The following is a 26,379-nucleotide window of genomic DNA, read 5'->3' as shown; positions in this document are numbered from 1 at the left end:
TAGGGTTCCGTGACTACTTTACAGAAGCGATCCGTGTGGCCGTGCTCAGCGCAGGTGGAGCAGGGTCGCGGCGCTCAGCAGCGCGACGATCGAGGCCTCGCCGGGGGACTGCCCGAAACCCATGGCCCATGTCGTGCGGCGACCGCAGGTGGCCTGCAGGATCGTGCACCAGGACTCGGTTCGGCCGAACGCGTCACCCTCGTACTGGTGGAACCGCTCGATCTCCACGCGGGCGCCGATCCTGCCCAGCATCTCGGACATGGCGGTGAGGTCACCGCAGGACTCGGTGGTCAGGCGGTGGGCGGTGAACTCACCCGGGGTGGAGGGGTCCCGGGTCGACAGGATCGCCTCGTAGGCGGTGATCCCGCGGCCCAGCGGCCGACGTGTGAGGTCGGCCAGGTGGAAGTGGTCGGTCGACGGCGCGTAGGTGTCGATCAGCGCGCGCCAGTCCAGTCCTGCCGCCTCGTCGGCGAAGCCGCGCGGCAACCTTCGGCCGAACCGCTCGCCGAAGGGGCAGGAGGTCGTCCCGGTGGGGGAGGAGGTGGTGGTGTACATGGTGTTCTCGTCTCAGACGTCGGTGCGGGGACCGACGGAGATCGAGCAACCACGCAACGGGGGTGCCGGTCTTCAGGCCCCGTTACGTCCGGTTACTACGAGAATCTTCCGCATGACCGAGAACTGTAGACCGCGCAGGCGTGCGGCGGCAAGCGGACGTGACCGGGTTCTCTGCCCGCCACGGTGCGTCCGGCGCCCGGCCGGTCCGCGCGTCCGGCGCCCGGTCGGTCCGCGCGTCCGGCGCCCGGTCGGTCCGCGCGTCCGGCGCCCGGTCGGTCCGACTAGTTCTCCCGCCGCTCGGCATACAGCCGTAGGCTCTCGACCTGGTCGGGGTCGAGCGAGGGTGGGACCACACGTCGCGCACGGGCCACGTCGTCCGCGGTGACCTCGGCGGCGTCGATGTCGCGGCGCATGGCGGTGAGGGCCGACTCCCGCAGGAGGGCGGCGCAGTCCGCCGCGGAGTACCCGTCCAGGTCCGCGGCGAGCGCGGACAGGTCCACGTCGTGGGCGAGCGGGACGCTGCGGCCGGCCGCGCGGAGGATGTCCGCGCGCGCCTCGGCGTCCGGCGGGGGGACGAAGACGAGCCGTTCGAGCCGGCCCGGCCGCAGCAGCGCGGGGTCGATGAGCTCGGGGCGGTTGGTCGCGCCCAGGATCACCACGTCGCCCAGCGGCTCGGCGCCATCGAGCTCGGTGAGCAGCGCCGCCACCACGCGGTCCCCGACGCCGGAGTCCCCGGACTGGCCGCGGCGTGGGGCGAGGGCGTCGATCTCGTCGAGGAACACCAGCGACGGGGCCGAGTCACGGGCCTTACGGAACAGGTCCCGCACCGCCTTCTCCGACGAGCCGACCCACTTGTCCATGAGTTCGGCGCCCTTGACCATGTGCACCGTCAGGCGACCGCTCGCCGCAAGCGCGCGGACGACGAAGGTCTTCCCGCAGCCGGGCGGGCCGTAGAGCAGGACGCCGCGCGGGGGCTGCACGCCCAGGCGCTCGAACGAGTCGCGGTGCTGGAGCGGCCACAGGACCGTCTCGGTGAGGGCCTGGCGCACCTCCTCCATGTCGCCGACGTCGTCGAGCGTGATCGATCCCAGGCTCAGCTCCTCGGTCCCCGAGCGGGACAGCGGCCGGATCACGGCGACGGCGCCCATGAGGTCGTCCTGCTCCAGGCGGGCGGTGACAGCCTCGTCGTCCGCGCCGCGGTCGCCATGTATGCCGTTGCCGTTGCCGTTGCCGTTGCCGTTGCCCGCGGCGCGGCCGGCAGCTCGCAGCGCGGCCTCACGGGTCAGTGCCCGAAGGTCCCCCGCGACGTAGCCGGGGGTCCGGTCCGCCACCGCGGGCAGGTCCAGCTCTCCCGAGGGCACGTCCCGCAGCAGTACCCCGAGCAGTGCGGCACGATCCGCGGAGCCGGGTAGTGGCAGGTCCAGGACGCGATCGCAGACGTCGGGCTCCCTGAGCCGGGCGTCGGCGTCCTCCGGGCGAACACACGTGGCCACCAGTACCGAGCCCGGATGCGCGACGACGGAGCGCAACCGGTCCAGCACCAGGGTGGAGACCGGCTCGGTTTGCGCGGGCAGCAGCGCGTCCACATCGGTGACGAGCAGGATCCCGCCGTTCTCCCGGGTCCGCTCGGCGGCGGCCCGGACGGCTTCGAGTCGGCCCGCCGGGTCCAGGGACCCCACGGACGGGCCGTCGAGCACCTCCAGTCGTCGGTCGCCGGCGACTGACCGCACCAGCGTGGCCTTGCCCACCCCGGGCGGGCCCGCGACCAGCACACCCAGGTGTGGGGAGGCGCCCAGGGTGCGCAGGAGCTCCGCCCGGTCCAGTGCGAGGGCGAGCCACTGCTCCAAGACCTCAGCTTGATCGGCCACGCCCACCAGGTCCTCGCGGTCGACAGCGGTGATCGCCGCGCCCGTGGAGTGCGAGTCCCCGCTGCCGCTGGAGAAATGCCCCCCACCGCGCGACGTGGTGTCGGCCCTCGCGGCGGTGCCCGGTCCGGCTCCCGTGACGGCTCCGGCGGCCGACCCGGCTCCTGTGACGGCTCCGGCGGCCGTGGCGACCACCGCGGTGGTGGGTTGGACCGACACGACCCCCTCGGGCACGGTCGCGGTGACCGTGAGCAGTTCGGTGCTCCACTGCACGCCCATGGTGTTGCGCAGGGTGCGGGAGGTGTCGGCGGTGGGGAAGTCGGGGCCGAGGTCACGGGGCAGCAGCGTCACGGAGTCACCCACGCGCACCACCTTGCCCAGTAGCGCCGACCGCAGTACCCGCTCGGCCACGCCCCTACCCGCGGGCGGCAGGCCCTGAACCTCCACGGACTGGGCGCCGGTGACCCGCGCCGCACGGACGGTCACCCGCGCGTCCTCACCCAGACCGCAGTTGGCGGCGATCACCTCGTCCACCACCAGGACCCCACTCGGGGACCCGGGTGCGGCCGCGGCGACCACGGCCGCGGTGGTGCGGGCGCCCACGATCTCGATCGCGTCCCACTCGCGCATCCCCAACGCCAGGATCACCTCCGGGTGCGCGCGGACGATCCCTCGGCGGGAGTCGGCGGCGGACGCCGAGAGACGGAGGGTCAGGTCGAGGTCCGGGCGGTGGTTCACGCGTGCGAGCGTATCGCCGATCCCGTCACGGCCGCGTCACGCAGCGCGGTCCGGCGCCCCGGGGTCAGCGGAAGCGCTGGAGGAACGCCGCCTCGGCCAGCGCGATGCGCTCGATCTCCCGCGGATCCACGCTCTCGTCGGGGGAGTGGATCGCGGCGGCCGGGTCCTCCACACCGAACAGCGCGATGCCGGCCCGTGGATGGGCCTCGCGCAGAGCCGTGCACAGCGGGATCGACCCGCCGGAACCGACCTCCGCCACGCCCGCCGCCCCGTACGCCTGCGCCAGGCACTCCGACAGCAGGTCGTGCACGGCGTCCGAGCCTCCCGCGGGGACCGAACTGAACGGGTACCCCACCGTCTCCTTCTCCACCGACACACGAGCGTTCCAGGGGCGGCGTCGCTCGATGTGCGCCGCGAGGAGCTCCTGCGCCTCGATCGGGTCCGTGCCGGGCGGGACCCGGAGGTTGACCAGGGCGCGGGCCCGCGGCTGGACGGCGGCGATCGCACCCTCGACCGGTGGGCAGTCGATCCCCAGCACCGTGACCGCCGGGCGCGACCACACCAGATCGGCCACCGGGGCGGCCGTCGACGGGTCCACCCCGTCGAGGATCCCGGCGTCGGCGCGGAAGGACTCCTCGGGATAGGGCTGCCCGGTCCATCGTCCGGAGAAGTCCAGGCCGTCGACGGTCGTGGCGCCGGTCCCGGGGTCCCGGAGCGAGGCCAGGATCGCCACGAGCGCGCCCAGGGCGTCGGGCGCCGCGCCACCGAACTGTCCCGAGTGGACCCCGGCCTCGAGGGTGTCCACGACGACGACGACGTTCGCGATCCCCCGGAGACTCGTCGTGAGCGTGGGCACGCCCACCGAGACGTTCCCGGAGTCCGCGATGAGGATCGCGTCGGCGTCCACGAGGTCGGGCCGCGTGGCCACCAGATCGTCCAGACCCCCGCCGCCGGTCTCCTCCGAGCCCTCGACGACGATCCTGATCCCCAGACCGTTCAGCGGGTCCGGCGGGCCCTGTCGGCCGGTGCGCGCCTCGTCGTCGTGCTCCCGGTCGTCCACCCCGCCCAGGGCGGCCAGTGCTCGCAGCGCGGTGAGGTGGGCGACCAGGTTGCCCTTGCAGTCGGCGGCCCCGCGGCCGTACCAGCGGCCGTCACGCTCGGTCAGCTCCCACGGCGAGGAGGTCCACTCGTCGGGATCGCCGGCGGGCTGCACGTCATAGTGGCTGTAGAGGAGCACGGTGGGGCGACCGGGAGCCGCGGGCCGGTGGGCGAACACCGCCAGGGATCCGTCGGAGGTCTCGACGACCTCCACCGCGTCCGGGCCGAGGCCGGGGACGGGCAATTCCCCCAGCAGGGAGCGCACCAGATCGCAGGCCCTCGCGCACGCCTCCGGCTCGCCGCCGTGGACGGAGGGCAGGGCCACCAGGTCGGCGAGGTCGGTGCGCGCGCGGTCGAGTTGGGCGACCACCGCGTCGGCGAGAGCGGCCAACGCCGGATGCGGGGCCGGGAGCGGGGAGGAGGCGGACATGGCGTCAGCCTAGTTCCGGAGGGCGACACCCGGTCTCACCTGTCCAACCCGCCGCCAACATGAACGGAAGATGAACCAGGGATGAAGTACAGTGATCGGCATGAGCTATGTGATTGTCGTCACCCCGGCCGATCCGGTCTTCCGGGACGCGGCCCGCCTCGATGATCTCCCCGACCATGTCCGGGCCGACCTCGAGCAACTCCGAGACCAGGTCAGTGCGCGTTTCCCCGAGGCGGACGCCGTGGGCGAGACCGGCGCCCTCACCCGGCGCCCGTATATCGACGGCGTCGGCGTGGTGATCCACCCCGGCGTGATCACCCGCCCCCTCGTCGTCAACGCCGTCATGCGGTACGCGGCACCCCACCAACTCCTGGTGACCACGCCGGAACTGGGCCTGGTGGCCGACCCGCGTGTCCGGATCGACATCGACGTCCACCGCCGACCCACCACCGCCGGTGCGTGCATCACCGACCACGCCGTCCGTGGTCGGCCGCACGGCACGCTGCCCTGGGTGACGCACGAACTGCTGCACAAGCTGGTGTGCGCGCTCGAGGTGGACGGCGACCGGCTCGAGCTCGAGGTCGACGAGGACCGCTGGTTCCGGTTCGAGCGGACCGGGTCTGCCCTGCGGATCCAGGTCGCCGACGGCCCCGGGGCGCCGGTGGTCGAGCGGAACCTGGCGGTCGGCGGTGTCGAGGCCGAGGCGGCAGCCGCGGCCGGGTGGGCCTGGGCTCGGGGCGACCGGGACTGGCTCGGGGAGATCTCCGGCGGTGTCGCCGCCGATCGGGCGGACGACGCGGCGCCGAGTGCGGAGTCCCGCAGCGGCGCACTGGTGGCGGGTGGGGTCACCGCGGCCTGAGTGGCCTGAGTGGCCCGGACACGGGCCCGGGCGTTCGGAGGCGGTGGCGAACCAGGGCAGGGGTCGGCGCGGTCAGACCGAGTTGTCGTAGCGAAGTGATGCGACCACCGCGTCGATCGTCGCCTCCGGCTGGACCCCGGGCTCGTCCTCGTCGGACATCAGGACGAACACGATCGAGGCCGGGGCACCGTCCGCCGCCCTCGTGGAGACCGCGATCGTGTCGAACCGGATGGTCGGCGGCGTGCAGGAGTCGCGGGGCGGCCGGACGGCCCCGCGGAGCGAGACGTACCACGCCGGGACGCCCGAGACACCTATGCTCCGCGCCTCGGGCACGGGGACGTCCGCACCGTTCCTGGTGAAGCGGCGGTCGATCGAGTCCGCCATGGCCCGGGAGGCGGACTCGGCCTGCTCGCGGGCGTCGCCGGGGAGCACCGCGCTGATGCCGGCCAGCGTGCGGAACGACAGCCCGGAGGCGGCACAGTATCCGCGGTCGGCGATCGAGTTGGCCGTCGTGACGAATCCCGAGCCCCAGTCCGACCCGGGGTCCTGCGGGACGTCCTCGTCACCGGGCGCGGGGGAGCCGAACGGGTCGCCCACCTCCCACTCGGGCGGAACGGAGTAGACCAGGCCGGTCGGGCTGCGGACGTCCTGCCAGTCACCGGGAGGTGGACCCGCGGCCAGGGTGGGGCCGGGTTCCTCGCGGTCGGGGGTGGCGGGGTCCGCGTCGTCGGTCCAGAGCGCGCACCCAGTGAGCGCTGCCACGAGGGAGCCCGCGAGGATCGTCGCGAGCCCGCTCCGGGCCACCGCGACCACGCCCACCCCGGCCATGGCGGTCAGCCCTGCTCGACGAGGGCCTTGATCCGCTTCAGGGAGGTCGACACGCCCCTGTCCATTTCCTTGGTGAACGAGGGCTGTCCGCCGAAGAGCTTGTCGGTGAGGAACGTCGAGATGAAGGTCAGGCCGTTCGGGACCTCACGACGTTCCGTGAGCCGGGTGCAGCCGTCGGCGGTGGGCTCGAGCTCGAAGACCCAGATGGTGGTGTTCTCGGTGATGCGGTTGGCGAACCTTCTGCCGGGCTCGAACTCGACGACACGGCTGGTGGTGGGCCAGAAGATCGGGCCGCGCTTGTTGATGTTGAGCGCCCACGTCCCGGCGGTCGTGCGGCCACCGAGGGCGACGACCTTGTGCGCCTGGCTGCTCCACTGGGGGGCGTTGCGGACCTCGGAGACGACCTCCCAGACCCGGGCCGGTGGGGCGTCGATCTCGATCGAACTCTCGATGGCGGCGGGAGCGGACTCGGTGGGCATGGATGGCCTTCCAATGGGAACGGGCTTCGATGGCGTCTCGATGGTAGGGGACGGGGCGCGGCCGTGCGTGTCGTTCGCCCGCCGCGAACACCGGGCCGCACCCTTTGCACTCGTGGGGGGCGAGTGCTAGAAAAGCGGTTGGCACTCGGCTACCCTGAGTGCCAGCAACACCTGAACTGAGGTCGCAAGGTGAGGCGCGGATCTGACACGGTCCGCTCCGTCCGTCGCGGGCGCCGACGCCGACCACATACGTGTCACCCCACACCCGGAGGATGATTCACCCAATGGCAAAGATGATCGCGTTCGATGAAGAGGCCCGCCGCGGCTTGGAGAGCGGTCTCAACCAGCTCGCCGACGCCGTCAAGGTCACGCTCGGCCCCAAGGGTCGCAACGTCGTGCTGGAGAAGAAGTGGGGCGCCCCCACGATCACCAACGACGGCGTCTCCATCGCCAAGGAGATCGAGCTCGAGGACCCGTACGAGAAGATCGGTGCGGAGCTCGTCAAGGAGGTCGCCAAGAAGACCGACGACGTCGCGGGCGACGGAACCACCACCGCCACCGTCCTGGCCCAGGCGCTCGTGCGCGAGGGCCTGCGCAACGTGGCCGCCGGTGCCAACCCCATGGGCATCAAGCGCGGGATCGAGAAGGCCGTCGAGGCCGTCACCGCGCACCTGATCGCCTCCGCCAAGGAGATCGAGACCAAGGAGCAGATCGCTGCGACCGCCGGCATCTCCGCCGCCGACCCGGCGATCGGCGAGCTCATCGCCCAGGCCATGGACAAGGTCGGCAAGGAGGGCGTGATCACGGTCGAGGAGTCGCAGACCTTCGGCCTGGATCTCGAGCTCACCGAGGGTATGCGCTTCGACAAGGGCTACATCTCGCAGTACTTCATGACGGATCCGGAGCGCCAGGAGGCGGTCATGGAGGATCCGTACGTCCTGCTGGTCTCGGGCAAGGTCTCCACCGTCAAGGACCTCCTGCCGCTGCTGGAGAAGGTCATCGGCGAGGGCAAGTCCCTGCTGATCATCGCCGAGGACGTCGAGGGCGAGGCCCTGTCCACGCTCGTCGTGAACAAGATCCGCGGCACCTTCAAGTCCGTCGCCGTCAAGGCCCCGGGCTTCGGTGACCGTCGCAAGGCCATGCTGCAGGACATCGCCATCCTCACCGGTGGCCAGGTCATCTCCGAGGAGGTCGGCCTCTCGCTCGAGACCGCCGACATCTCCATGCTGGGCAAGGCGCGCAAGGTCGTCGTGACCAAGGACGAGACCACCATCGTCGAGGGTGCGGGCGACCAGGGGCAGATCGAGGGGCGGGTCAACCAGATCCGCGCCGAGATCGAGAACTCCGACTCGGACTACGACCGTGAGAAGCTCCAGGAGCGCCTCGCGAAGCTCGCCGGCGGCGTCGCCGTGATCAAGGCGGGCGCGGCCACCGAGGTCGAGCTCAAGGAGCGCAAGCACCGCATCGAGGACGCGGTCCGCAACGCCAAGGCCGCGGTCGAGGAGGGCATCGTCGCCGGCGGCGGCGTCGCCCTGGTCAAGTCCGAGGTCGCCATCGACGGGCTGTCCCTCGAGGGCGAGGAGGCCACCGGTGCGAAGATCGTCAAGTTCGCGCTGAGCGCCCCGCTCAAGCAGATCGCCTTCAACGCCGGCCTCGAGCCGGGCGTCGTGGCGGAGAAGGTCCGGAGCCTCCCGGGCGCCCAGGGCCTCAACGCCGCCACCGGCGAGTACGAGGACCTGCTGGAGGCCGGTATCAACGATCCGGTCAAGGTGACGCGCTCCGCGCTGCAGAACGCCGCCTCCATCGCGGCGCTCTTCCTCACCACCGAGGCCGTCGTGGCCGACAAGCCCGAGCCCGCCGGTCAGGCGATGCCGGGTGGCGACGAGATGGGTGGCATGGGCTTCTGACCCGAGCCCACACAGTACGCCGGGCCGTGGCCCGCACCGGAGAACCCCGGTGCGGGCCACGGCCTATTTCCGTGCCTCATCGGGCTGCCCGCACGCCGCTCGCTCCGGGAACACATCGTGTTCTTCCCGGTGCGATCCTGATCGTGCGGGCCGCTTTCGGGTCTAATAGGCGCTTGTCTAGATGAAGGTTTATCGACCCGGAGGTTACGAGACCGTATCGATAACTCTTGCAGTTCGTGAGGGAAGGCTAACGCAGCCGATTAAGTCGATGGTTCATTGACCTTTGCGCAGGCAGATCGTGATGCTAGGATCTCCTTGCATCTAGTGATCTGAGTCACGGAAGGCGTGTTAAGTTAAATCTGCGTCACGCGGCCGACGTGGAGACCTAGGTCACGATTGACTTTGGGTCTACTCAGATTACGCTGACTCTGGCCCCAGAAGCCGGGGCACAACTTTCAAGGGAGAAACACATGCCTGACTTCAGCGCCATCGGCGATCTTCTCGGCGCGATCGACGACGTCCTCTCGGGCGTCATGGGCTTCGCTGGCTCGCTTGCCGGTGACGGCCTCGACACCGTACTGGGCAGCCTCGGCGAAGCCGCCGAATAGCCGCTGCTCGTTTGTGGGGCCTGTTCCGGCCCCCACCTCGACCGCGAGCCTGGAATTGGTCACCCCCCGCAGTTCACTCGAGTGCCGGAGACCCTGCACTCACCACTCACGTCAAGGAGAAAATTATGGGAAGCGAAGCTTTCGGTGCCGACGGTAGCCTGGGCCGCATCATCGGCGAGGACGGCACCTTCGGCGTCCTGTCGGACCTGATCGGCTGGGTCAGCGACTTCGTCAGCGCCGCCGGTTACTTCGCCGGTGGCGACTTCCAGGAGGCCTTGGGCAAGGGCTTCATGGCCTGAGTCGTCCACCGACTCGCGGAAGGGCCCCGGACTGGCGTCCGGGGCCCTTCCTCGCACCCCTGCCGGTCGCCGGTACTTGCCCCGTGGGAGATCGGGGGATATAAGTTTGTTCATACCGGTAACGGGGCGCCGGTCACCGTCGATAAGATTGACGTGAGCCGCACCGGTCGGCTCCGCGGTTTCCCTCGGTTCACCTGCCTGTGGGAGCCTCGGAGCGTGGCCCGCGGATGCAATACGCACGACCTGCGGACGCAATCGTGGTACTAATGTGCCTAGTGGGACTTGTGTGACTACTGGGAATCGGGTTAGCGTTTCCGCAGGAATGCCCGGGTCCGTCTGTGAACAACGAGAATGTAAGGCGTCGAAATATGCGTTCAGTGAAGCGGTTCGGCACGAAGGTCGCGACAGCGGCCCTCGCTGCGGCCATGGTCCCCGTCGTCGCCACGGGCACGGCCCAGGCCCAGGCCCAGAGCGGCAGCATCAGCTACACCAAGGCCACGGAGAGCAACAAGGTCGTCGAGACCCCCCTCAACGATGGCCGCCTGATCGTCTCGGTGTGGTCGACCAAGATGAAGACCGAGGTGCCGAACATCGTCCAGCGCCCGGCTGACGGCAACGCCAAGGCTCCGGTGCTCTACCTGGTCAACGGTGCCGGCGGCGGCGAGGACTCCGCAACCTGGCAGGCGCAGTCGGACGTGAAGGACTTCATGGCCAACAAGAACGCCTGGACCGTCACCCCCATCGGCGGCGCCTTCTCTTACTACACCGACTGGCAGAAGCCGGACCCCAACGTCCAGACCCGTTTCGCCAGCGCGACCACCCCGATGGCGTTCGAGACCTACCTCGCCGATGAGCTCCCGGATCTCTTCGAGGGCGCCTACGGCGGCAACATCCGCGGCGACCGCACGCGCTCGCTCGCGGCCATCTCGATGACCGCCACCTCCGTGCTCACCATCGCCCAGAAGCACCCGGGCCGCTTCCAGGCAATCGGCTCCTACTCCGGCTGCGCCGAGACCTCCACGCCCATCGGCTACCAGTTCATCAACATCGTCACCGGCATGCGCGGCGGCGCGAACCTCGACAACATGTGGGGACCGTTCCCGGGCGAGCCCAAGGTGGGCACCAACAACTGGTTCGACAACGACCCGGTCTGGGGTGCCTTCCGCTTCCAGGAGCAGATGAAGAACAACCAGCTCCCCGCGATGTTCATCTCGACCGGCAACGGCCTGCCCGGGCCGCACGAGTCGCTCGAGAACTGGCGTCTGCGCAACAGCATCCCGGCGCTGGCCAACCAGGCGATCGTCGGCGGCATCATCGAGGCGGCCACGCAGTACTGCACGGCCAACCTCGCCCGCCGCTTCGGTGAGCTGGGCATCCCGGCCGAGTTCGACTTCGCGCCCAACGGCACGCACTCGTGGGGCTACTGGCAGGACGACCTCAAGCAGTCCTGGCCGATGATGGCCCGCGCGATGGGCGCCACCGAGCGCTGATCGACCCCGGGCTCGACGGACCCCGTCCCACCACAGGTGTGGGGCGGGGTCCTTCGTCATCCGTACGCGGGGCCGGTGTCGCCCGGCGGGCGGCGTCCGGCATCCTGTACGCATGACCAAGATTGAGGACCCGCGGCGGATCGAGCTTCGGCACGGGGACGGCAGCACGAGCCCGCTGCTCATCGTGGAGGCCGACCGGCGGGACGAGCGCCAGCTGGCGGTACTGGTCCTGCCCGGCATCGCCGTCGGCGCCCGCTACTACCTCCCCCTGGCCCGCGCGCTCGCAGCCGAGGGTGTGGACGTCGCGATCACCGAGCTTCGGGGGCAGGGTGAGAGCACCCACCGGATAGGCCGGGGCGGGGGAGCGGCCGGGTACCACGAGAGCGCCGCCGAGGACGTCCCGGGGGCCCTCGACGCCATGGCGCGGGTGCTGGGCGAGCGCCGCGTGATCCTGCTCGGGCACAGCATGGGCGCGCAGATCGGCGTCTACCACCTGGCGCGCCACGACCCGCGCGTCGTCGGTCTGGTGGCCGTGGCCGCCCAGTCGCCGTTCCACCGCGGATTCCCTGCCCCGCTGGGCCGACGCCTGCGGCTGGGGTCGGTGCTCCTGCCCGCGATCGGATGGGTGGCCGGGCACGTGCCGGGGCAGTTCTTCGGCGCGAGCGGCAAGGTGCCCGCGGACCGGGTCCGCGACTGGTCCCGGCTCGCGGCGGCCGGCGTCATGCAACCGGCTCGCGCGGACCTCGACTACCCGGCCGGGTTGGCCCGGGTCACCGCGCCAGCGCTGTCGGTGGTGATCGCGGGCGACACGCTCGCCCCCGAGGGGGCCGCGCGCAATCTACTGGCCATGCTCCCGTCGGCGCGCACTACCCTCGAGGTCGAGCCGGAGCCGCTCGGCCACAACGCGTGGGCGCGCCAGCCCGCTGAGGTGGTCGCCCGGGTGCTGGCGTGGATGGCGCGGGAGGGGCTCACCCCTGGTCGGGACGACGACGAGGTAGGCGACGCCTGAAGAACTCGTAGGTGAGGACCGCTTTCCGGGCCTCCTGCGAGTTGTCGGCGGCACCGGCGTGGCCGCCCTCGATGTTCTCGTAGTACGCCACCTCGTGTCCGGCGGCCTCCAGGGCGGCCGTCATCTTGCGGGCGTGACCGGGGTGTACGCGGTCATCCCGGGTCGAGGTGGTCATGAGGACCGGGGGGTAGGGGCGATCCGCGGCGGGGTCGATGTGCTGGTACGGCGAGTACGCGCCCAGGAAGTCGTCCCAGTCCGCGGAGTCGGGGTCGCCGTACTCGGCCATCCACGACGCGCCGGCCAACAGCAGGTGGTAGCGCCGCATGTCCAGCAGCGGGACCGCGATCGCGATCGCGCCGAACAGTTCCGGATAACGCGTGAGCATGACGCCCATGAGCAGCCCCCCGTTGGACCCGCCGGTCGCGCCGAGCTGATCGCGGGTGGTCACCCCTGTGGAGACGAGGGCCCGGGCCACGGCCGCGAAGTCCTCGAACGCGCGGGGGCGGTTCTCGCGGACGGCGGCCTTGTGCCAGGCGGGCCCGTACTCGCCCCCACCGCGGATCCCCGCGACCACGTAGACGCCGCTCCCGGTGAGCCAGAGCGCCCCACGCAGCGCCGCGTACGACGGCCGCATGGACACCTCGAAGCCGCCGTATCCGTAGAGGATGGTCGGCCTCGGCCCGTCGGGGCCGGGGCCGCGCATCACGGTGTAGGGCACGCGGGTGCCGTCGTCGCTGACCGCTGTGTGCCGGGTGACCTCGATGCCGGTGGTGTCGAACCGGTCGGGGGTGGACCCGAGCGTCGTGGTGGAGCCGTCCGCGCGCAGCAGCACCAGCGACGGCGGCACGATCGGCCCGGACACCGCGAGGACGGCGTCGTCGGGGTGTGGGCGCTGGTCGTCGTCCATTCCGCCGCCTGCGTCGGCGCCGGACAGGCGGTCGCAGGACAGCACGTCCACCGACACGTGGTCCGGTAAGCCCTCGACGGGGCGGGGCTCCCAGGCCCCGTCCGCGGCGTCGGGGATCGTGTACGCCTCGAGGCGGGACTCGGTGTCGTCGAGGATCGTCAGCAGGATCCGGCCCCGGCCCCAGGTCACGTCCTCGACCGTGGTGGAGGGGGTGGGGGAGAACAGGACGACGGGCTCGGGCAACCGCGAGGGGTCGGCGTCGATCGCGGCCCACGGCAGCACGAGGACCGACCCGCCGGCGTGGGTGCATCCGGCGACCTCGAGATCGGTGCGCGGCCGCAGCAGCAGCCAGTCCCCGCACGACTCCACGCGGCAGTCCTCGGGGACCGGGAGTCGGTGGGGTGCGGTGGTCGAGGGATCGACCTCCGGGGACCAGAACCACTCCTCGGAGGTGTGGAAGTCGGGGGCACGGCTGGCCGTGTAGCGGCCCGAGGTGAGGTCGTACGCGGCGCCCACCGCCACGTCCTCCGATCGTCCGGAGAAGATCACCGGCGCGCTGAGCGGGTCGGTCCCGCGACGCCACAGCCGCGCCAGGCGGGGGTAGCCGGAGTCGGTGGCGTCCGACCCGCCGGGGTCCAGCGGCGAGGACAGCAGCAGGGTGTCCCGGTCCACCCAGGACACCGAGCTCTTGGCCTCGGACAACCGGAACCCGCCCTCGGACTCCGGGACGAATCGGCGGGCGGTCAGATCGAACTCGCGGACCTCCACCGCGTCCGCGCCCCCGCGGGAGAGCCGGATGAGCGCCCTGTCGTCCGCGGGGCGCCGGACCACGGTGCCCGAGTAGACCCAGTTGACCCCCTCCTCGGCGGCCAGGGCGTCCACGTCCACCAGGGTCTCCCAGGCCGGGTGGTCGACGCCCGGGGCACCACGCGAGAGCACGGACCACGGCACCCGTCGCCGCAGACCGCGGGGATGGTCGGCGTCCCGCCAGAGGGTGTAGGCGTGGCGGCCGCGCAGGACCGGCCACGCGATGCGGTCCGAGGCGTCGAGGATCTCCAGGGCGCGGGCGTACGCCGTCTCGGCCTCCGGCCCGGAGGCGAGATCCGCCACGGTTCGGTCGCTCCGGTCCCGGACCCACTCGAGGGCCCCGGCGGAGTCGACGTCCTCGAGATGCAGGAACGGGTCGGGAGACGCGGATGAGTTCATGCCCCGATGATGCCGTGTGCGGCCCGTCGGCAACTGAACCGGTGTAAGAAATCCACAGGATCTTGTTACCGGGCCGTAGCGTCAGTACCATCAACGCCATGCAGGGGTCGCCTGACCCGGCCGTTCTCGAAATCCTCGGGAATGCACTCGATAAACGGAGATACACAATGGGTTCCCTCACCGACATCCTCAGCAGCGGCTCGGGCGAGTCCGGTTCGCTCAGCGGCGGCAGTGCCACCGGCAACATCACCGACATGATCGCCGACACCATCGGCGACATCGTCGCCACGGCTCTCAAGTCGGTCCTGGGCAACCTGTCCTGAGCGCGCCCCACTCGGGCACCGTCGCCGCCCCTCCCCCCGGGAGGAGGCGGCGACGTTCATTTCGGGTGGGGTTCCGCGCCGCTCCGCCGCTCGGCGGCCGTCGGGAGCGCTACCCTGTGTGTCGTGGCTGACACTCATTACGACCTCATCGTCCTCGGCGCGGGCCCCGGTGGCTACGTCGCCGCGATCCGCGCCTCGCAGCTCGGCCTCAAGGTGGCCGTGATCGAGGAGAAATACTGGGGCGGTGTGTGCCTCAACGTCGGGTGCATCCCCTCGAAGGCGCTGCTGCGCAACGCCGAGCTGGCCAACACGGTGCTGCGTGACGCCAAGACGTTCGGGATCTCCGGGGACGTCTCCTTCGACTACGGGGTGGCCCACGACCGGAGCCGCAAGGTCTCGGACAACATCGTCAAGGGTGTCCACTTCCTCATGAAGAAGAACAAGATCACCGAGATCGACGGCTTCGGTACCTTCACCGACGACAAGACGATCGAGGTCGACGGCACCTCGTACACGTTCGACAACTGCATCATCGCCACCGGCTCCGTGGTCAAGACGCTGCCGGGGATCGAGCTGAGCGAGAACGTGGTGGACTACGAGGACCAGATCCTCTCCCGTGAGCTGCCGGACTCGGTCGTGATCGTCGGCGCCGGGGCCATCGGCATGGAGTTCGCCTACGTCATGTCCAACTACGGCGTCGAGGTGACGATCGTCGAGTTCATGGACCGTCTCCTGCCGAACGAGGACGAGGAGGTCTCCAAGGAGATCGCCAAGCACTACAAGAAGCTCGGCGTGAAGGTCCTGACCGGGCACAAGACCACCAAGGTCACCGACAACGGCGACTCGGTGGAGGTGGAGGTCGAGAAGAACGGTGAGGAGGGCAAGTCCCAGACTCTGACCGTGGACAAGGTGCTGATGGCCGTGGGGTTCGCGCCCCGCGTCGAGGGCTACGGCCTGGACAAGACCGGCGTCGAGCTCACCGATCGCGGCGCCATCGCCATCGACGACAACATGCGGACCAACGTCAAGGGTATCTACGCCCTCGGCGACGTCACAGCCAAGCTGCAGCTGGCCCACGTGGCCGAGGCGCAGGGAGTCGTGGCAGCCGAGACCATGGCGGGTGCCCAGACGCAGACGCTGGGCGACTACCGGATGATGCCGCGCGCCACCTTCTGCCAGCCGCAGGTGGCCTCGTTCGGGCTCACCGAGGCCCAGGCCCGCGACGAGGGCTTCGACGTCAAGGTGGGCAAGTTCCCCTTCTCCGCCAACGGCAAGGCCCACGGGCTCGGCCACGCGGTCGGGTTCGTCAAGGTCGTGGCCGACGGGACGCACGGCGAACTGCTCGGTGCCCACCTCATCGGCCCCGACGTCTCCGAGCTGCTGCCCGAGTTGACCCTGGCGCAGATGTGGGACCTCACCGCCGAGGACGTGGCGCGCAACGTGCACACCCACCCGACCCTGTCGGAGGCCATGAAGGAGGCCGTCGAGGGCGTCAGCGGCCACATGATCAACCTCTAGGGGCGCCGGCCCGGCCCTGACCCGGCCCGGCCCTGACCCGGCCCGCACTCACCGGGCTCCCCGGCCCACCCCGCACCGGTCCGGGCCCGCCCCGCACCGGGCAGCGGTCAACGAAAACCGGGCAGCGATCAACGAAAAGAGCGTTCCGCGCACTCCCTCTCGGGCGACGTGCGCGGAACGCTCTTCTCGATGGCTGGGGCGCAGGCGACGGTCGAGCGGCTTACTCGGCCACCACGATCTTGGCCATCTGCGCCTCGTAGATGGCGTCCAGGGCGCCGGCCGCGGAGGGCAGGACCGGGTCCGCCTCCGGGTTGTTGCCCCGGGCCGCGTACTCGACGCTCACGGTGGTGTCACGGGTGAAGCCGTGGATCGCGATGGCCCGGCTCAGTGAGCGGGTGCCGTCCGGCCGGGTGGTGATGAAGTCGCTGGTAACCCGGAAGCCCTCGGCGCCCTCGATGGCCGGGGCGTCCGCCACGGTCATGACGAGTTCGACGTCGGGGTTGGTGGAGCTCCGCGAGGTGGTGCAGGCCTCGTACAGGGAGCGGTCCATGAAGTCGTCGAGCTTCTGACCCACCATGCCGATCCCGAAACGATGCTCGGTGTCGTCCTCCTCCGACTGCTTGTACCGCACCGCTGCGGTCAGCCCGTCGGTGGTCGCGAAGTTGGAGACGGTCTCGAGGCGGGAGACCCTGTCGCACGCCGGGTCCTCCATGAGCTGCTTGCCCTGGTCGGCGACGAGCTTGTCGACCGCCTCCTGGAGGAGATCCGGCTCGATTACCTGCACCACACCGCCACCGGGGGCCTCGCCCTCGGCCAGGACAAGCTGGTCGAGAGGTGCCTCGGGTGCGGACTCGTCGACGGTCGCCGTGGTCTGGGTGTCGCCCGGGGCGTCACCGTTCCCGGAGTCGTCGGAGTCCGACGTGCAGGCCGTGAGTGCGGCCGCGGTGACCAGTGCGAGGCCGGCGATCGCGACACGGCGGGGATTGCGGGTGCGAAGTCGCATCTCTCTCCTTCTAGTCCAGAGTCACCGACCATAGTGCCACCGGGCACCCGGTGACAGTGCATTCCGCCCCGAGTCGAGGCCGGGTGGACCCCGCATCCCTCCCGCACGTAGGCCGGATGGCACCCACATTCCCTGCCCGCCGGGCGTGAGATGGGCCGCACGGGGGGAGGTGAGGGGTTCGATACGGCGTCCGGGTGTCTACCCTTGATGCGTCACCGGACGAGCCCGATCGGCCCACCGACCCGGAAGTAGGATTCGACATGGACCATGACGGCATAGATGCCGTGCTCTTCGACCTCGACGGGGTCATCACCCCGACGGCCGAGAAGCACATGCAGGCGTGGAACCGGATGTTCTCCGCGTACTTCGCCGACCGCGGGATCGACCCCTACTCGGACGAGGACTACTTCCGCTACATAGACGGCAAACCGCGGGTGGAGGGGATCGCGTCGATGCTCGCCGCGCGCGGCATCACGCTGCCCGATGGCGTCGAGGGCGAGGGCGACGACGACGAGGGGTCAGCCGAGGCGGACACGATCACCGGGCTGGGGCTGCGCAAGAACATCGTCTTCCGTCAGCTGCTCGACGAGGGGATCGAGGCCTACCCGGGGTCGGTCGCCTACCTCGACGCCCTCGACGCCGCCGGGATCGCGTCCTGCGTGGTCTCCAGCTCCAAGAACGCGGGCCCCGTACTCGAGGCGGCGGGGCTGCGGGACCGCTTCGAGGTCGTCGTCGACGGGCTGGTGGCGCAGGCCGAGGGCATCCCGGGCAAGCCCCGGCCCGACACGTACCTGCGGGGGGCCGAACTGCTGGGCGTGCCCGCGGACCGCTGCGTGGTGATCGAGGACGCCGTCTCGGGCGTGCAGGCCGGTGCCGCCGGCGGGTTCGCCCACGTCGTCGGCGTGGACCGCGGCGCGGGCCGCGACGTCCTGCTCCGGGAGGGTGCCGACATCGTCGTCGTCGACCTGGCCGAACTGATCCCCGGGCTGACGGGGGCGCGGTCATGACACCCGTCCCCCCCGGGCGCGGCCCGGTCCACGACACGATCGGCCAGTCCGTCCCCGGCAACATCCGGACCACCTACGGCGTCAACCTCCGGAGCCACCTCGAGGTGCCGGAGATCAACCGCTCCACGCACCCCGCGGACCCGTGGCGCTGGGTGGAGACAAACCCCAAGGCCTCCCCGCTCGGGGTCTCCGAGACGCAGTTCGCCGTGGCCAACGGCTACCTGGGCATGCGCGGCAACCCCGAGGAGGGCCGTGATTCCCACACGCACGGCACCTACGTCAACGGGTTCCACGAGACCTGGCACATCCAGCACGCCGAGGACGCGTTCGGTCTGGCGCGCGAGGGCCAGACCATGGTGGACGCGCCCGACACCAAGACGATCCGCATCTACGTGGACGACGAGCCGCTGCGGGTGAGCGAGGCCGACCTCGAGCACTACGAGCGCAGCATCGACTTCCGCGACGGCATCCTGCGGCGCGAGCTGGTCTGGCGCACGCCGGCCGGCAAGAAGGTGGTCATCCGCACCACCCGCATGGTCTCGATGGTGGAGAAGCACCTCGCCGTGATGACCTACGAGATCGAGCTGCCCGACGAGCCCGCACCGGTGGTGATCTCGTCGCAGGTGCTCAACCGGCAGGACGGCGAGGACGAGTACCGCTCCGCCGAGACCGTGCCGGAGGGCTTCGACCCGCGCCGCTCGGACGGCCTCGACCACCGGGTGCTCGAGCCGGTGGTCTCCGACGGCCAGCGCGGTTACCAGGTCCACGGGTACCGCTGCGCCAACTCGGGCATGTCGATCGCCGTGGCGGTGGACCACGAGGTGGAGACCGAGGACGAGGTCGACATGAGCGTGGAGAGCGACGACGACGCGTCCAAGGTCGTCTACCACGCCCACGCCACCCCCGGTCGCGTCCTGAGGCTGACCAAGCTGGCGGCGTACCACACCTCCGAGAAGGTCCCCGCCGGTGAGCTCGCCGACCGGTGCGCGCGCACCCTGTCCCGCGCGCGCGACCGCGGCGTCGAGGACCTCCAGCGCACGCAGCGCGACTGGTACGACCACTTCTGGCATCGCGGGGACGTGGAGGTGGACGGCCCGCCCGAGACCCAGCAGGCCATCCGCTTCAACCTGTTCCAGCTGGCGCAGGCCTCCGCCCGCGCCGAGACCTACGGGATCGCCGCGAAGGGCGTCACCGGCAGCGGCTACTCCGGTCACTACTTCTGGGACACCGAGACCTACGTCCTGCCGTTCCTCACCTACACGATGCCGCGGTTCGCCCGGAACGCCCTGCGCTTCCGGTACTCGATGCTCGACAAGGCCCGCGCCCGCGCGCGCTTCCTGTCCGTGAACGGCGCGCTGTACCCGTGGCGCACGATCAACGGCGAGGAGGCGTCGGCGTACTACGAGGCCGGTACCGCGCAGTACCACATCAACGCCGACATCGCGCACGCCCTGGTCAAGTACCTGTGGGCCACCGACGACCAGGAGTTCATGATCCGCGAGGGCGTGGACATGCTGGTCGAGACCGCACGGATGTGGGTCTCGCTCGGGTTCTTCGCCGACGACGGCTGCTTCAACATCCACGGCGTCACCGGGCCCGACGAGTACACCACCGTGGTGGACAACAACCTGTTCACCAACGCCATGGCGAGGTTCAACCTGGTGGCCGCCGCGATCGCGTGCAAGCGGATCGCCGAGCTGGGTGACGGCCGGTGGGCGGGGATCTGTCGCCGCCTGAAGATCGACGACGGCGAGATCGCGGAATGGCGGCGCGCGGCCGAGAACATGGTGATCGCCTACGACGACGCGCTCGGGGTGCACCCCCAGGACCAGGACTTCCTGGCCAAGGAGGTCTGGGACCAGGACCTGGAGCACCCGCGCCGCCCGCTGCTGCTGCACTTCCACCCGCTGGTGATCTACCGGCACCAGGTGCTCAAGCAGGCCGACGTGGTGCTGGCGATGTTCCTCCGCGGCGACGAGTTCACCGAGGAGCAGAAGCGGGCCAACTTCGAGTACTACGATCCGCTCACCACCGGCGACTCGACGCTCTCGGCGGTCGTGCAGTCGATCATCGCCGCCGAGATCGGGTACTGCGACGAGGCGTTCGAGCACTTCTCCAAGGCGCTGGTGGTGGACCTGGCGGACGTGCACGGCAACGCCGCCCACGGGATCCACGTCGCCTCCGCGGGCGGGGTGTGGTCGGCGCTCGTGAGCGGGTTCGGCGGGATGCGCGACTACCGGGGCGAGATCTCGTTCGACCCCCGGGTGCCCGCCGAGTGGGGCGCGTTGACGTTCCGGCTGACCGTGCGCGGGACGCACGTGAAGGTCCGGTGCACCCACACGGAGATCACGATCGACAACCTCAACGGCGCGGACTTCGAGTGCACGGTGCAGGGGCAGCCGGTGACCGTACCCGCCGGCCAGACCCTCACGCTGGAACTGGACGAGCGGGCCCGCGCCTGCCTGTCCCGCGCCGAGCTCGCCGCGGTAGAGCGCTGAGGGGCGGGAGGGGCGGGGTGTGAGCCCTCGGCGCCCGCTCGGCCCGCCCCTCCCGCCCGCGAGATGCGCGTCCTCTTCGTCCTGCGCGCCCGGAACGCTCGCACGCTGGGCGGTCGCGCCGGTGGAATGGACCACAGGGGCCGCGCAAGTCTGCCCGGCGCCGGGAGATCGGGGGCCGGGGCACCGAGGGTCAGGCGGCGAATCGGCAGGTGCGCTGGGCGTACGCCGCACGAACCTGCTGTAGCAAGTCGCCTCGTTGGTGGCGGAAGATCCTGTGGTCCACGACGATCACGATCCAGCCGGCGGCCTGGAGACGGTTCCTGCGGTACCGGTCCTTCGATTGCTGTTCCGGGTGCTCGTGGTGCGCGCCGTCGTACTCCACCGCGATCTTGTGAATGGGATCAGCGAGATCGAGGCGGTATCCGCCCACCTCGACCTGCGGCACGAACCCCGTGAAGCCAGCGTCTCGGAGGAACAACCTCGCTTCGGTCTCCTTGGGGGACTCACTGCGACGATCGGCGTCCGCGAGCACCCGTCGTGTTCGCGCGACGCCCCAGGCGCCGACCTGGCCGTCGACCACGTCGCGGAGCTCGCGCTCGGAGAACCCGTGCCGGTAGAAGTGCTCCACCGCGATGACTCCACCGAGGTGGTCGGTGAACCGGGCCAAGTCGAAGGCCGTCCATCGCCGACTCGTGACGGCGACGCCCCGCTTGTGCTCCACGGCCGAGGCGGGCAACCGGTATCGACGAATCCGCAGGCCCGAACGCGTTCTTCCGCTGGGGCCGACGCACAACTCCGGGATGGCGTCGTCAGGGGCGGCGATCCCGTGGAGGACCGCCGCCGACCATCCGGTGAGGACGCCGCTCGGGTACAGCCGCGAGTAGGCCACTGACAAGGTCTCGAAGCCGAGCGGAAGACCAGCCGGCAGCCAGAGTTCGTCCGCGATCTTGACGAACTCGCGCTCTCGTCGTCGACGGGGGAGGGCGGCGAGCTCGCTGCTGAGCCGGGCGGACGAGAGGACGGGGTGCTGTGGGCCCGGGTGGTGGCGCGTCATGCCGAGGATGATCCTCGGCGGGAACGAGGGGGTCCGGTGTTCACGCGGGGATTCCGGCCGCCCTGTGGAGGGGGGACGATTGTGGACGACCGGAGCGCACGGAGGACCCGGTGGGCTCCCGGAGGAGCCGATGGGCTGGTCGTCCGAACATGGGGACGACAGGTGCGCGGCGGGAATGGACCAGAGGGGGCGCGCACGTGGCGGATGGGCGAGCAGAGGGGGCGCGGAACTCGGAAGGGGGCGAGCAAAGGGGACGCGCAACCCGGAGGGGCTGGGCAGGTGGGTCAGCGGGGGCGGTCGGGCTGGATCCGCAGGGCCCGGAGGGACGTGGCCAGTCCGTCGTACTGCGCCACCAGCTGCACCAGACCCACCAGCTCCGCCTCGGTCAGGTGGGCCGCCACCTCCGCCCACGTGTCATCCGCGATGTCCTTGGTCCGCACCAGCTCGTCGACCGCGGTCAACACCGCGCGCAGCCGATCCGACCAGCCGTCGTCCGCGGGGTCGCGCAGGGTGCGGGTGATCTCGTCGTCGTTCAGCCCCACCCGCGCGCCGATCCGCTCGTGGTGGGCCCGCTCGTAGTCGCTGCCGCGCAGGTGGGCCACGCGCAGGATCACCAGCTCCGTGGTCCGGCGGTCGAGCACCCCGAACGGCATCATCATCCCCGAGTAGGCCAGCCACGCGGGGAAGAGCCGGCGCGCACGGCCGAGCGTGGCGAACAGATGGACGTCCTGGCTGCCGGTGACGCGGGCGCCCACGCGGTTGACGGCCCAGCCCACCGGACCGAGTTCACGGAACCCGCCGGGACGGATGCGGGGCCGGGCCGGGTCCCGGGGATGGCTGTCGGTGCTGTGCGGCTGGCTCATGGCCGTCAGGGTAGGGCAGGGGAGGCGGCCGGCGAGTGGGGTTCGTCGAGCAGATAGGGCGAGAGCGACGAGCGGTGCGCGTCCACCTTGAGGGTGCGGTTCAGCGGCGGGAAGGCACGTTGGGGACAGGCGGGCCGCTCGCACATGCGACACCCGGACCCGATCTTGGTGGCGGCGTCGGCGTCGGCGAGGTCGAGTCCCTGCGCGTAGACGGTGCGGTGGGCGTGCCGGGCCTCGCAGCCCAGACCGATCGCGAACGTCTTGCGGGGTTGCCCGAACCGCATGGGCCGGGTGGTGACGGTGCGCGAGACCCACAGGTGCAGACGCCCGTCCGGCAGCTCCGCGACCTGGCGCATGATCTTGCCCGGGAAGGAGAAGGTCTCGTAGACGTTCCACAGCGGGCACGTGCCACCCGAGGTGGTGAAGTGGACACCGGAGGCCGACTGCCGCTTGGACATGTTCCCCGCGCGGTCGACGCGCACGAAGCTGAAGGGCACCCCGGAGGCTCCCGGGCGCTGGAGTGTGGACAGGCGGTGGCACACGGTCTCGTAGCCCGTCGCGTAGAAGGTCATCAGGCGTTCCACGTCGTAGCGGAAGTCCTCGGCGGTGTCGAGGAAGCGCTGGTAGGGCATGAGCACGGCCGCGGCGAAGTAGTTGGCCAGCCCGCGCTGGGCCAGGGCGCCGGCGGCGGGGGAGCTGAAGGCCCCGTCGGCCACGAGCTGGTCGAGCAGCTCGCGGTGTTCGAGGAACGCGAGCTCGGAGGCCACCCGGAAGGCCTGCTGCCCTCCGGTCAGGTGCGCTGACAGGTCCAACCGGCGGTCCCGGGCGGAGAAGCGGTGCCACAACCCGTCGGGCAGGTCCACGCGGCGCACCACCCTGACGCCGTGGATCTCGGCGAGCCGGTTCTCCAGCTCGGCCCGGACGTCGCCGCGGTTCATGCGGATCCGGGTGGTGAGCTCCTCGGCCGCGGTGTCCAGGGAGTCGATGTAGTTCTGGCGTTGGTAGAAGTAGTCGCGCACCTCCTCGTGCGGCATGGCCAGCGCGAAGGTGTCCGCCTCGTCGGACAGGGCGTTGCGGCTCTCGGTGAGGGCCGCGAGGAGGTCCGCGGAGTTGCGGTACCGCTGGTTCAATACCGCGAAGGCGCGTGCCAGCGACGGGTGGGCACGGACCAGGTCGATCACGTCGCCCGCGGGGATCCCGGTGGACACCTGGGGGTCGGACAGGGCCTCGGTGAGCTCCGCGATCAACCGCGTGTCGGCGTCGGAGGCGAAGAAGGTCGAGTCGACCCCGTACTCCTCGGACAGTCGGGCCAGCACCCGGGAGGTGACCGGGCGCGTGTCCTTCTCGAGCTGGTTCAGGTAGCTGGCCGAGAGCCCGAGCGTCTCGGCGAAGGCGGCCTGGGTGAGACCGTGCTCCTCGCGCAGGCGGCGCAGGCGAGCACCCATGTGGATGGTGGTCATCAGCGGCTCCCGCGGGTCGGTGGTGTGCCCCACATTCTTCGCAAAGTTCGCAAGCAATGCAAGGAAACTCGCCAGATTCGCACAATTCCCAGGTAGACGGGCTGCGATGCGTGTGGCATCCTTTCCAGGTACAGGACGCCGCGCTCGCAATTGTGCGAAGCAGGGTCCGCCCCCGAGACAGAAAAGAGTCGCGATGTCGAACGTCGGCAAGGCACGTACCGCTGCAGAGATCCAGCAGGACTGGGACACCAACCCCCGCTGGAAGGGCATCACCCGCAACTACACCGCCGAGCAGGTGGCGGAGCTGCAGGGCACCGTCGTCGAGGAGCACACCCTCGCCCGCCGTGGCGCGGAGATCCTCTGGGACAAGGTCAACAACAAGGACTTCGTCAACTCCCTCGGCGCGCTGACCGGCAACCAGGCCGTCCAGCAGATCCGTGCCGGCCTCGAGGCCGTGTACCTCTCCGGCTGGCAGGTCGCCGGCGACGCCAACCTCTCGGGCCACACCTACCCGGACCAGTCGCTGTACCCGGCCAACTCGGTCCCGACCGTCGTGCGCCGCATCAACAACGCGCTGCTGCGCGCCGACGAGATCGCCCGCATCGAGGGTGACACCTCGGTGGAGAACTGGCTCGCCCCGATCGTCGCGGACGCCGAGGCCGGCTTCGGTGGCGCCCTCAACGCCTACGAGCTGCAGAAGGCCATGATCGCGGCCGGCGCCGCCGGTGTGCACTGGGAGGACCAGCTCGCGTCGGAGAAGAAGTGCGGCCACCTCGGTGGCAAGGTGCTCATCCCGACCAACCAGCACATCCGCACGCTGACCTCGGCCCGTCTCGCGGCCGACGTCGCGAACGTCCCGTCGGTCATCATCGCGCGCACCGACGCCGAGGCCGCCACGCTCATCACCTCCGATGTCGACGAGCGTGACCGCCCGTTCATCACCGGTGAGCGCACCGCCGAGGGCTTCTACAACGTCAAGAACGGCATCGAGCCCTGCATCGAGCGCGCCAAGGCCTACGCCCCGTACTCCGACCTCATCTGGATGGAGACCGGCACCCCGGACCTCGAGTACGCCAAGCAGTTCGCCGAGGCCGTCAAGTCCGAGTTCCCGGACCAGCTCCTGGCCTACAACTGCTCGCCCTCCTTCAACTGGAAGGCGAACCTGGACGACGACACGATCGCCAAGTTCCAGAAGGAGCTCGGCGCGATGGGCTTCAAGTTCCAGTTCATCACCCTGGCCGGCTTCCACTCGCTCAACTACGGCATGTTCGATCTGGCCTACGGCTACGCCCGCAACCAGATGACCTCGTTCGTCGAGCTGCAGGAGCGCGAGTTCAAGGCCGCCAAGGAGCGTGGCTTCACCGCCATCAAGCACCAGCGTGAGGTCGGTTCCGGTTACTTCGACCGCATCGCCACCACGGTCGACCCCAACACGTCCACCGCGGCGCTGAAGGGCTCCACCGAGGAGGGTCAGTTCCACTGACCTCCCGCGTCGCCCGCTCGTAGGGCGATACGCACAGTGGCGTGAACACACCGGGGGCCGCGGCCGTCTCCTCGAGGCGGCCCCGGCCCCCGCGTGTGTCTCACGCACTCCCGGGCCACGCCCGTGAGCGGTCCCCAGGTTCGAAGAAGGACGTGTCGCACATGCCCACCACCCGCGAGGTAGCCCCGGGACAGGGGTCGATCACCCGCGTGGGAGTGGTCGGTGCAGGCCAGATGGGGGCCGGGATCGCCGAGGTCTGCGCCCGCGCCCACGTCGACGTCCTGGTGTGGGAGTCCACCCGGGAACTCACCGCCGCGGGCCGGTCCCGCATCCTCTCCTCGCTCGACAGGGGCGTGTCCTCCGGGAAGATCACCCGGCGCGAGCGTGACCAGGCCGCCCTGCGCCTGCGGTTCACCACCGACCTCGGGGACTTCGCCGATCGACAGTTGGTGATCGAGGCGATCGTCGAGGACGAGGCGGCCAAGACGGCCGTGTTCCGTGAACTCGACGAGGTGGTCACCGATCCGGAGGCGGTCCTGGCCTCCAACACCTCCTCCATCCCGATCATGAAGCTCGGCGCGTGCACCGCGCGGCCCCGGCGCGTGATCGGCATGCACTTCTTCAACCCCGTCCCCGTGCTCCCGCTGGTCGAGCTGGTGAGCACGCTGGAGACGGGGGAGTCCGTCCGCGAGCGCGCCGAGGGGTTCGCCGAACAGGTCCTGGGCAAGCAGGTGGTCCACTCCGCGGACAGGTCCGGAGCCGTGGTCAACGCGCTCCTCGTGCCCTTCCTGCTCTCGGCCATCAGGATGGCCGAATCCGGCTTCGCCACCCCGGAGGACATCGACAAGGCCATGGTGCTGGGGTGCGCCCACCCGATGGGCCCGCTCTCCCT

At 70.5% G+C, this 26,379-nt stretch carries 22 protein-coding genes; 12 read left to right on the top strand and 10 right to left on the bottom strand.

The annotated features are described in order from the left end of the window. Nucleotides 1-45: 45 nt before the first annotated feature. From ABD250_RS14195 to ABD250_RS14185, 3 genes are all read right to left on the bottom strand, one after another. A complete protein-coding gene (locus ABD250_RS14195; protein ID WP_182659171.1) occupies nucleotides 46-555 on the bottom strand; it encodes a hypothetical protein in 510 nt (169 codons plus the stop codon). Between the two features lie 281 nt (nucleotides 556-836). Continuing rightward, on the bottom strand, nucleotides 837-3,158 hold the full coding sequence (locus ABD250_RS14190) for an AAA family ATPase (protein WP_344392886.1): 2,322 nt from the start codon (nucleotides 3,156-3,158) through the stop codon (nucleotides 837-839). A 64-nt stretch (nucleotides 3,159-3,222) separates the two neighbouring features. Then, nucleotides 3,223-4,686 carry a M20/M25/M40 family metallo-hydrolase gene (locus ABD250_RS14185; protein ID WP_344392884.1) on the bottom strand — a complete coding sequence of 488 codons (1,464 nt, stop codon included), beginning with the start codon at nucleotides 4,684-4,686 and terminating at the stop codon, nucleotides 3,223-3,225. A 100-nt stretch (nucleotides 4,687-4,786) separates the two neighbouring features. On the opposite strand from ABD250_RS14185, the gene ABD250_RS14180 reads away from it, so the two are divergent. After that, on the top strand, nucleotides 4,787-5,545 hold the full coding sequence (locus ABD250_RS14180; RefSeq protein WP_344392883.1) for a hypothetical protein: 759 nt from the start codon (nucleotides 4,787-4,789) through the stop codon (nucleotides 5,543-5,545). Between the two features lie 72 nt (nucleotides 5,546-5,617). Here the strand turns inward: ABD250_RS14180 and ABD250_RS14175 are convergent, their stop codons facing one another. Together ABD250_RS14175 and ABD250_RS14170 are read right to left on the bottom strand one after the other, a co-directional pair. Further along, nucleotides 5,618-6,373, bottom strand: a complete 756-nt coding sequence (locus ABD250_RS14175; protein WP_179523443.1) for a DUF8017 domain-containing protein — start codon at nucleotides 6,371-6,373, stop codon at nucleotides 5,618-5,620. 5 nt (nucleotides 6,374-6,378) lie between these two features. Next, nucleotides 6,379-6,852 carry an SRPBCC family protein gene (locus tag ABD250_RS14170; protein ID WP_182659211.1) on the bottom strand — a complete coding sequence of 158 codons (474 nt, stop codon included), beginning with the start codon at nucleotides 6,850-6,852 and terminating at the stop codon, nucleotides 6,379-6,381. Between the two features lie 284 nt (nucleotides 6,853-7,136). Between ABD250_RS14170 and groL the strand changes: the two genes are divergently transcribed. The 5 genes from groL (at nucleotide 7,137) to ABD250_RS14145 (ending at nucleotide 12,165) form a co-directional block, all read left to right on the top strand. Next, nucleotides 7,137-8,759: a chaperonin GroEL gene (groL, locus tag ABD250_RS14165; RefSeq protein ID WP_179523441.1), complete on the top strand. Its 1,623-nt coding sequence runs from the start codon at nucleotides 7,137-7,139 to the stop codon at nucleotides 8,757-8,759. 470 nt (nucleotides 8,760-9,229) lie between these two features. Continuing rightward, on the top strand, nucleotides 9,230-9,367 hold the full coding sequence (locus ABD250_RS14160) for a hypothetical protein (RefSeq protein WP_182659210.1): 138 nt from the start codon (nucleotides 9,230-9,232) through the stop codon (nucleotides 9,365-9,367). Between the two features lie 125 nt (nucleotides 9,368-9,492). After that, nucleotides 9,493-9,666 (top strand): hypothetical protein, encoded by a 174-nt coding sequence (locus tag ABD250_RS14155; RefSeq protein WP_182659209.1) that lies wholly within the window; start codon nucleotides 9,493-9,495, stop codon nucleotides 9,664-9,666. A 368-nt stretch (nucleotides 9,667-10,034) separates the two neighbouring features. Then, nucleotides 10,035-11,156 (top strand): alpha/beta hydrolase, encoded by a 1,122-nt coding sequence (locus tag ABD250_RS14150; protein ID WP_182659208.1) that lies wholly within the window; start codon nucleotides 10,035-10,037, stop codon nucleotides 11,154-11,156. Between the two features lie 112 nt (nucleotides 11,157-11,268). Continuing rightward, nucleotides 11,269-12,165: an alpha/beta fold hydrolase gene (locus tag ABD250_RS14145; RefSeq protein ID WP_344392880.1), complete on the top strand. Its 897-nt coding sequence runs from the start codon at nucleotides 11,269-11,271 to the stop codon at nucleotides 12,163-12,165. Here ABD250_RS14145 and ABD250_RS14140 read toward each other — a convergent pair. Beyond that, the gene (locus tag ABD250_RS14140) at nucleotides 12,125-14,311 is read right to left on the bottom strand and encodes a prolyl oligopeptidase family serine peptidase (protein ID WP_277817572.1); all 2,187 of its coding nucleotides are present in this window, start codon (nucleotides 14,309-14,311) and stop codon (nucleotides 12,125-12,127) included. The genes ABD250_RS14145 and ABD250_RS14140 overlap by 41 nt on opposite strands. A gap of 134 nt (nucleotides 14,312-14,445) precedes the next feature. On the opposite strand from ABD250_RS14140, the gene ABD250_RS14135 reads away from it, so the two are divergent. Together ABD250_RS14135 and lpdA are read left to right on the top strand one after the other, a co-directional pair. Then, entirely contained in the window at nucleotides 14,446-14,601 is a 156-nt protein-coding gene (locus ABD250_RS14135) for a hypothetical protein (protein ID WP_182658227.1), read from the top strand. A 123-nt stretch (nucleotides 14,602-14,724) separates the two neighbouring features. Beyond that, the gene (lpdA, locus tag ABD250_RS14130) at nucleotides 14,725-16,119 is read left to right on the top strand and encodes a dihydrolipoyl dehydrogenase (protein ID WP_017837816.1); all 1,395 of its coding nucleotides are present in this window, start codon (nucleotides 14,725-14,727) and stop codon (nucleotides 16,117-16,119) included. Between the two features lie 220 nt (nucleotides 16,120-16,339). Here the strand turns inward: lpdA and ABD250_RS14125 are convergent, their stop codons facing one another. Beyond that, the gene (locus ABD250_RS14125; RefSeq protein ID WP_182616162.1) at nucleotides 16,340-17,122 is read right to left on the bottom strand and encodes a hypothetical protein; all 783 of its coding nucleotides are present in this window, start codon (nucleotides 17,120-17,122) and stop codon (nucleotides 16,340-16,342) included. A 260-nt stretch (nucleotides 17,123-17,382) separates the two neighbouring features. Here ABD250_RS14125 and ABD250_RS14120 point away from each other — a divergent pair, with 260 nt between their 5' ends. Both ABD250_RS14120 and ABD250_RS14115 read left to right on the top strand, forming a co-directional pair. Continuing rightward, nucleotides 17,383-18,129: an HAD family hydrolase gene (locus tag ABD250_RS14120; RefSeq protein WP_182658228.1), complete on the top strand. Its 747-nt coding sequence runs from the start codon at nucleotides 17,383-17,385 to the stop codon at nucleotides 18,127-18,129. After that, nucleotides 18,126-20,627 carry a glycoside hydrolase family 65 protein gene (locus ABD250_RS14115; protein ID WP_344392876.1) on the top strand — a complete coding sequence of 834 codons (2,502 nt, stop codon included), beginning with the start codon at nucleotides 18,126-18,128 and terminating at the stop codon, nucleotides 20,625-20,627. Before ABD250_RS14120 ends, ABD250_RS14115 begins: the two co-directional genes overlap by 4 nt. Before the next feature lie 190 nt (nucleotides 20,628-20,817). Here the strand turns inward: ABD250_RS14115 and ABD250_RS14110 are convergent, their stop codons facing one another. The 3 genes from ABD250_RS14110 to ramB all read right to left on the bottom strand — a co-directional run bounded on the left by ABD250_RS14110 (nucleotide 20,818) and on the right by ramB (nucleotide 24,004). After that, nucleotides 20,818-21,681 carry a DUF559 domain-containing protein gene (locus tag ABD250_RS14110; RefSeq protein ID WP_194306934.1) on the bottom strand — a complete coding sequence of 288 codons (864 nt, stop codon included), beginning with the start codon at nucleotides 21,679-21,681 and terminating at the stop codon, nucleotides 20,818-20,820. A 284-nt stretch (nucleotides 21,682-21,965) separates the two neighbouring features. Continuing rightward, nucleotides 21,966-22,544: a carboxymuconolactone decarboxylase family protein gene (locus ABD250_RS14105; protein WP_182658723.1), complete on the bottom strand. Its 579-nt coding sequence runs from the start codon at nucleotides 22,542-22,544 to the stop codon at nucleotides 21,966-21,968. 5 nt (nucleotides 22,545-22,549) lie between these two features. Continuing rightward, entirely contained in the window at nucleotides 22,550-24,004 is a 1,455-nt protein-coding gene (ramB, locus tag ABD250_RS14100; protein ID WP_182658724.1) for an acetate metabolism transcriptional regulator RamB, read from the bottom strand. Between the two features lie 193 nt (nucleotides 24,005-24,197). On the opposite strand from ramB, the gene aceA reads away from it, so the two are divergent. Further along, a complete protein-coding gene (aceA, locus tag ABD250_RS14095; protein ID WP_182658725.1) occupies nucleotides 24,198-25,487 on the top strand; it encodes an isocitrate lyase in 1,290 nt (429 codons plus the stop codon). Between the two features lie 161 nt (nucleotides 25,488-25,648). Continuing rightward, a partial coding sequence (locus ABD250_RS14090) for a 3-hydroxybutyryl-CoA dehydrogenase (protein ID WP_344393122.1) occupies nucleotides 25,649-26,379 on the top strand: 731 nt, incomplete at its 3' end.

The sequence above is a fragment of the Dietzia cercidiphylli genome, from assembly GCF_039531545.1.
In the GTDB taxonomy this organism is placed as follows: domain Bacteria; phylum Actinomycetota; class Actinomycetes; order Mycobacteriales; family Mycobacteriaceae; genus Dietzia; species Dietzia natronolimnaea.
The sequence above is the reverse complement of the archived record's forward strand: the minus strand, read 5'-3'. Positions and strand labels throughout refer to the sequence as shown.

Bases quoted from the DNA above. Each gene is read 5' to 3' on its own strand.
- ABD250_RS14110 (WP_194306934.1), bottom strand. From the start codon at position 21,681: ATGACGCGCCACCACCCGGGCCCACAGCACCCCGTCCTCTCGTCCGCC.
- ABD250_RS14195 (WP_182659171.1), bottom strand. From the start codon at position 555: ATGTACACCACCACCTCCTCCCCCACCGGGACGACCTCCTGCCCCTTC.
- ABD250_RS14105 (WP_182658723.1), bottom strand. From the start codon at position 22,544: ATGAGCCAGCCGCACAGCACCGACAGCCATCCCCGGGACCCGGCCCGG.
- groL (WP_179523441.1), top strand. From the start codon at position 7,137: ATGGCAAAGATGATCGCGTTCGATGAAGAGGCCCGCCGCGGCTTGGAG.
- ABD250_RS14160 (WP_182659210.1), top strand. From the start codon at position 9,230: ATGCCTGACTTCAGCGCCATCGGCGATCTTCTCGGCGCGATCGACGAC.
- aceA (WP_182658725.1), top strand. From the start codon at position 24,198: ATGTCGAACGTCGGCAAGGCACGTACCGCTGCAGAGATCCAGCAGGAC.
- ABD250_RS14155 (WP_182659209.1), top strand. From the start codon at position 9,493: ATGGGAAGCGAAGCTTTCGGTGCCGACGGTAGCCTGGGCCGCATCATC.
- ramB (WP_182658724.1), bottom strand. From the start codon at position 24,004: ATGACCACCATCCACATGGGTGCTCGCCTGCGCCGCCTGCGCGAGGAG.
- ABD250_RS14125 (WP_182616162.1), bottom strand. From the start codon at position 17,122: ATGCGACTTCGCACCCGCAATCCCCGCCGTGTCGCGATCGCCGGCCTC.
- ABD250_RS14185 (WP_344392884.1), bottom strand. From the start codon at position 4,686: ATGTCCGCCTCCTCCCCGCTCCCGGCCCCGCATCCGGCGTTGGCCGCT.
- ABD250_RS14180 (WP_344392883.1), top strand. From the start codon at position 4,787: ATGAGCTATGTGATTGTCGTCACCCCGGCCGATCCGGTCTTCCGGGAC.
- ABD250_RS14150 (WP_182659208.1), top strand. From the start codon at position 10,035: ATGCGTTCAGTGAAGCGGTTCGGCACGAAGGTCGCGACAGCGGCCCTC.
- ABD250_RS14170 (WP_182659211.1), bottom strand. From the start codon at position 6,852: ATGCCCACCGAGTCCGCTCCCGCCGCCATCGAGAGTTCGATCGAGATC.
- ABD250_RS14120 (WP_182658228.1), top strand. From the start codon at position 17,383: ATGGACCATGACGGCATAGATGCCGTGCTCTTCGACCTCGACGGGGTC.
- ABD250_RS14145 (WP_344392880.1), top strand. From the start codon at position 11,269: ATGACCAAGATTGAGGACCCGCGGCGGATCGAGCTTCGGCACGGGGAC.
- ABD250_RS14135 (WP_182658227.1), top strand. From the start codon at position 14,446: ATGGGTTCCCTCACCGACATCCTCAGCAGCGGCTCGGGCGAGTCCGGT.
- ABD250_RS14175 (WP_179523443.1), bottom strand. From the start codon at position 6,373: ATGGCCGGGGTGGGCGTGGTCGCGGTGGCCCGGAGCGGGCTCGCGACG.
- ABD250_RS14115 (WP_344392876.1), top strand. From the start codon at position 18,126: ATGACACCCGTCCCCCCCGGGCGCGGCCCGGTCCACGACACGATCGGC.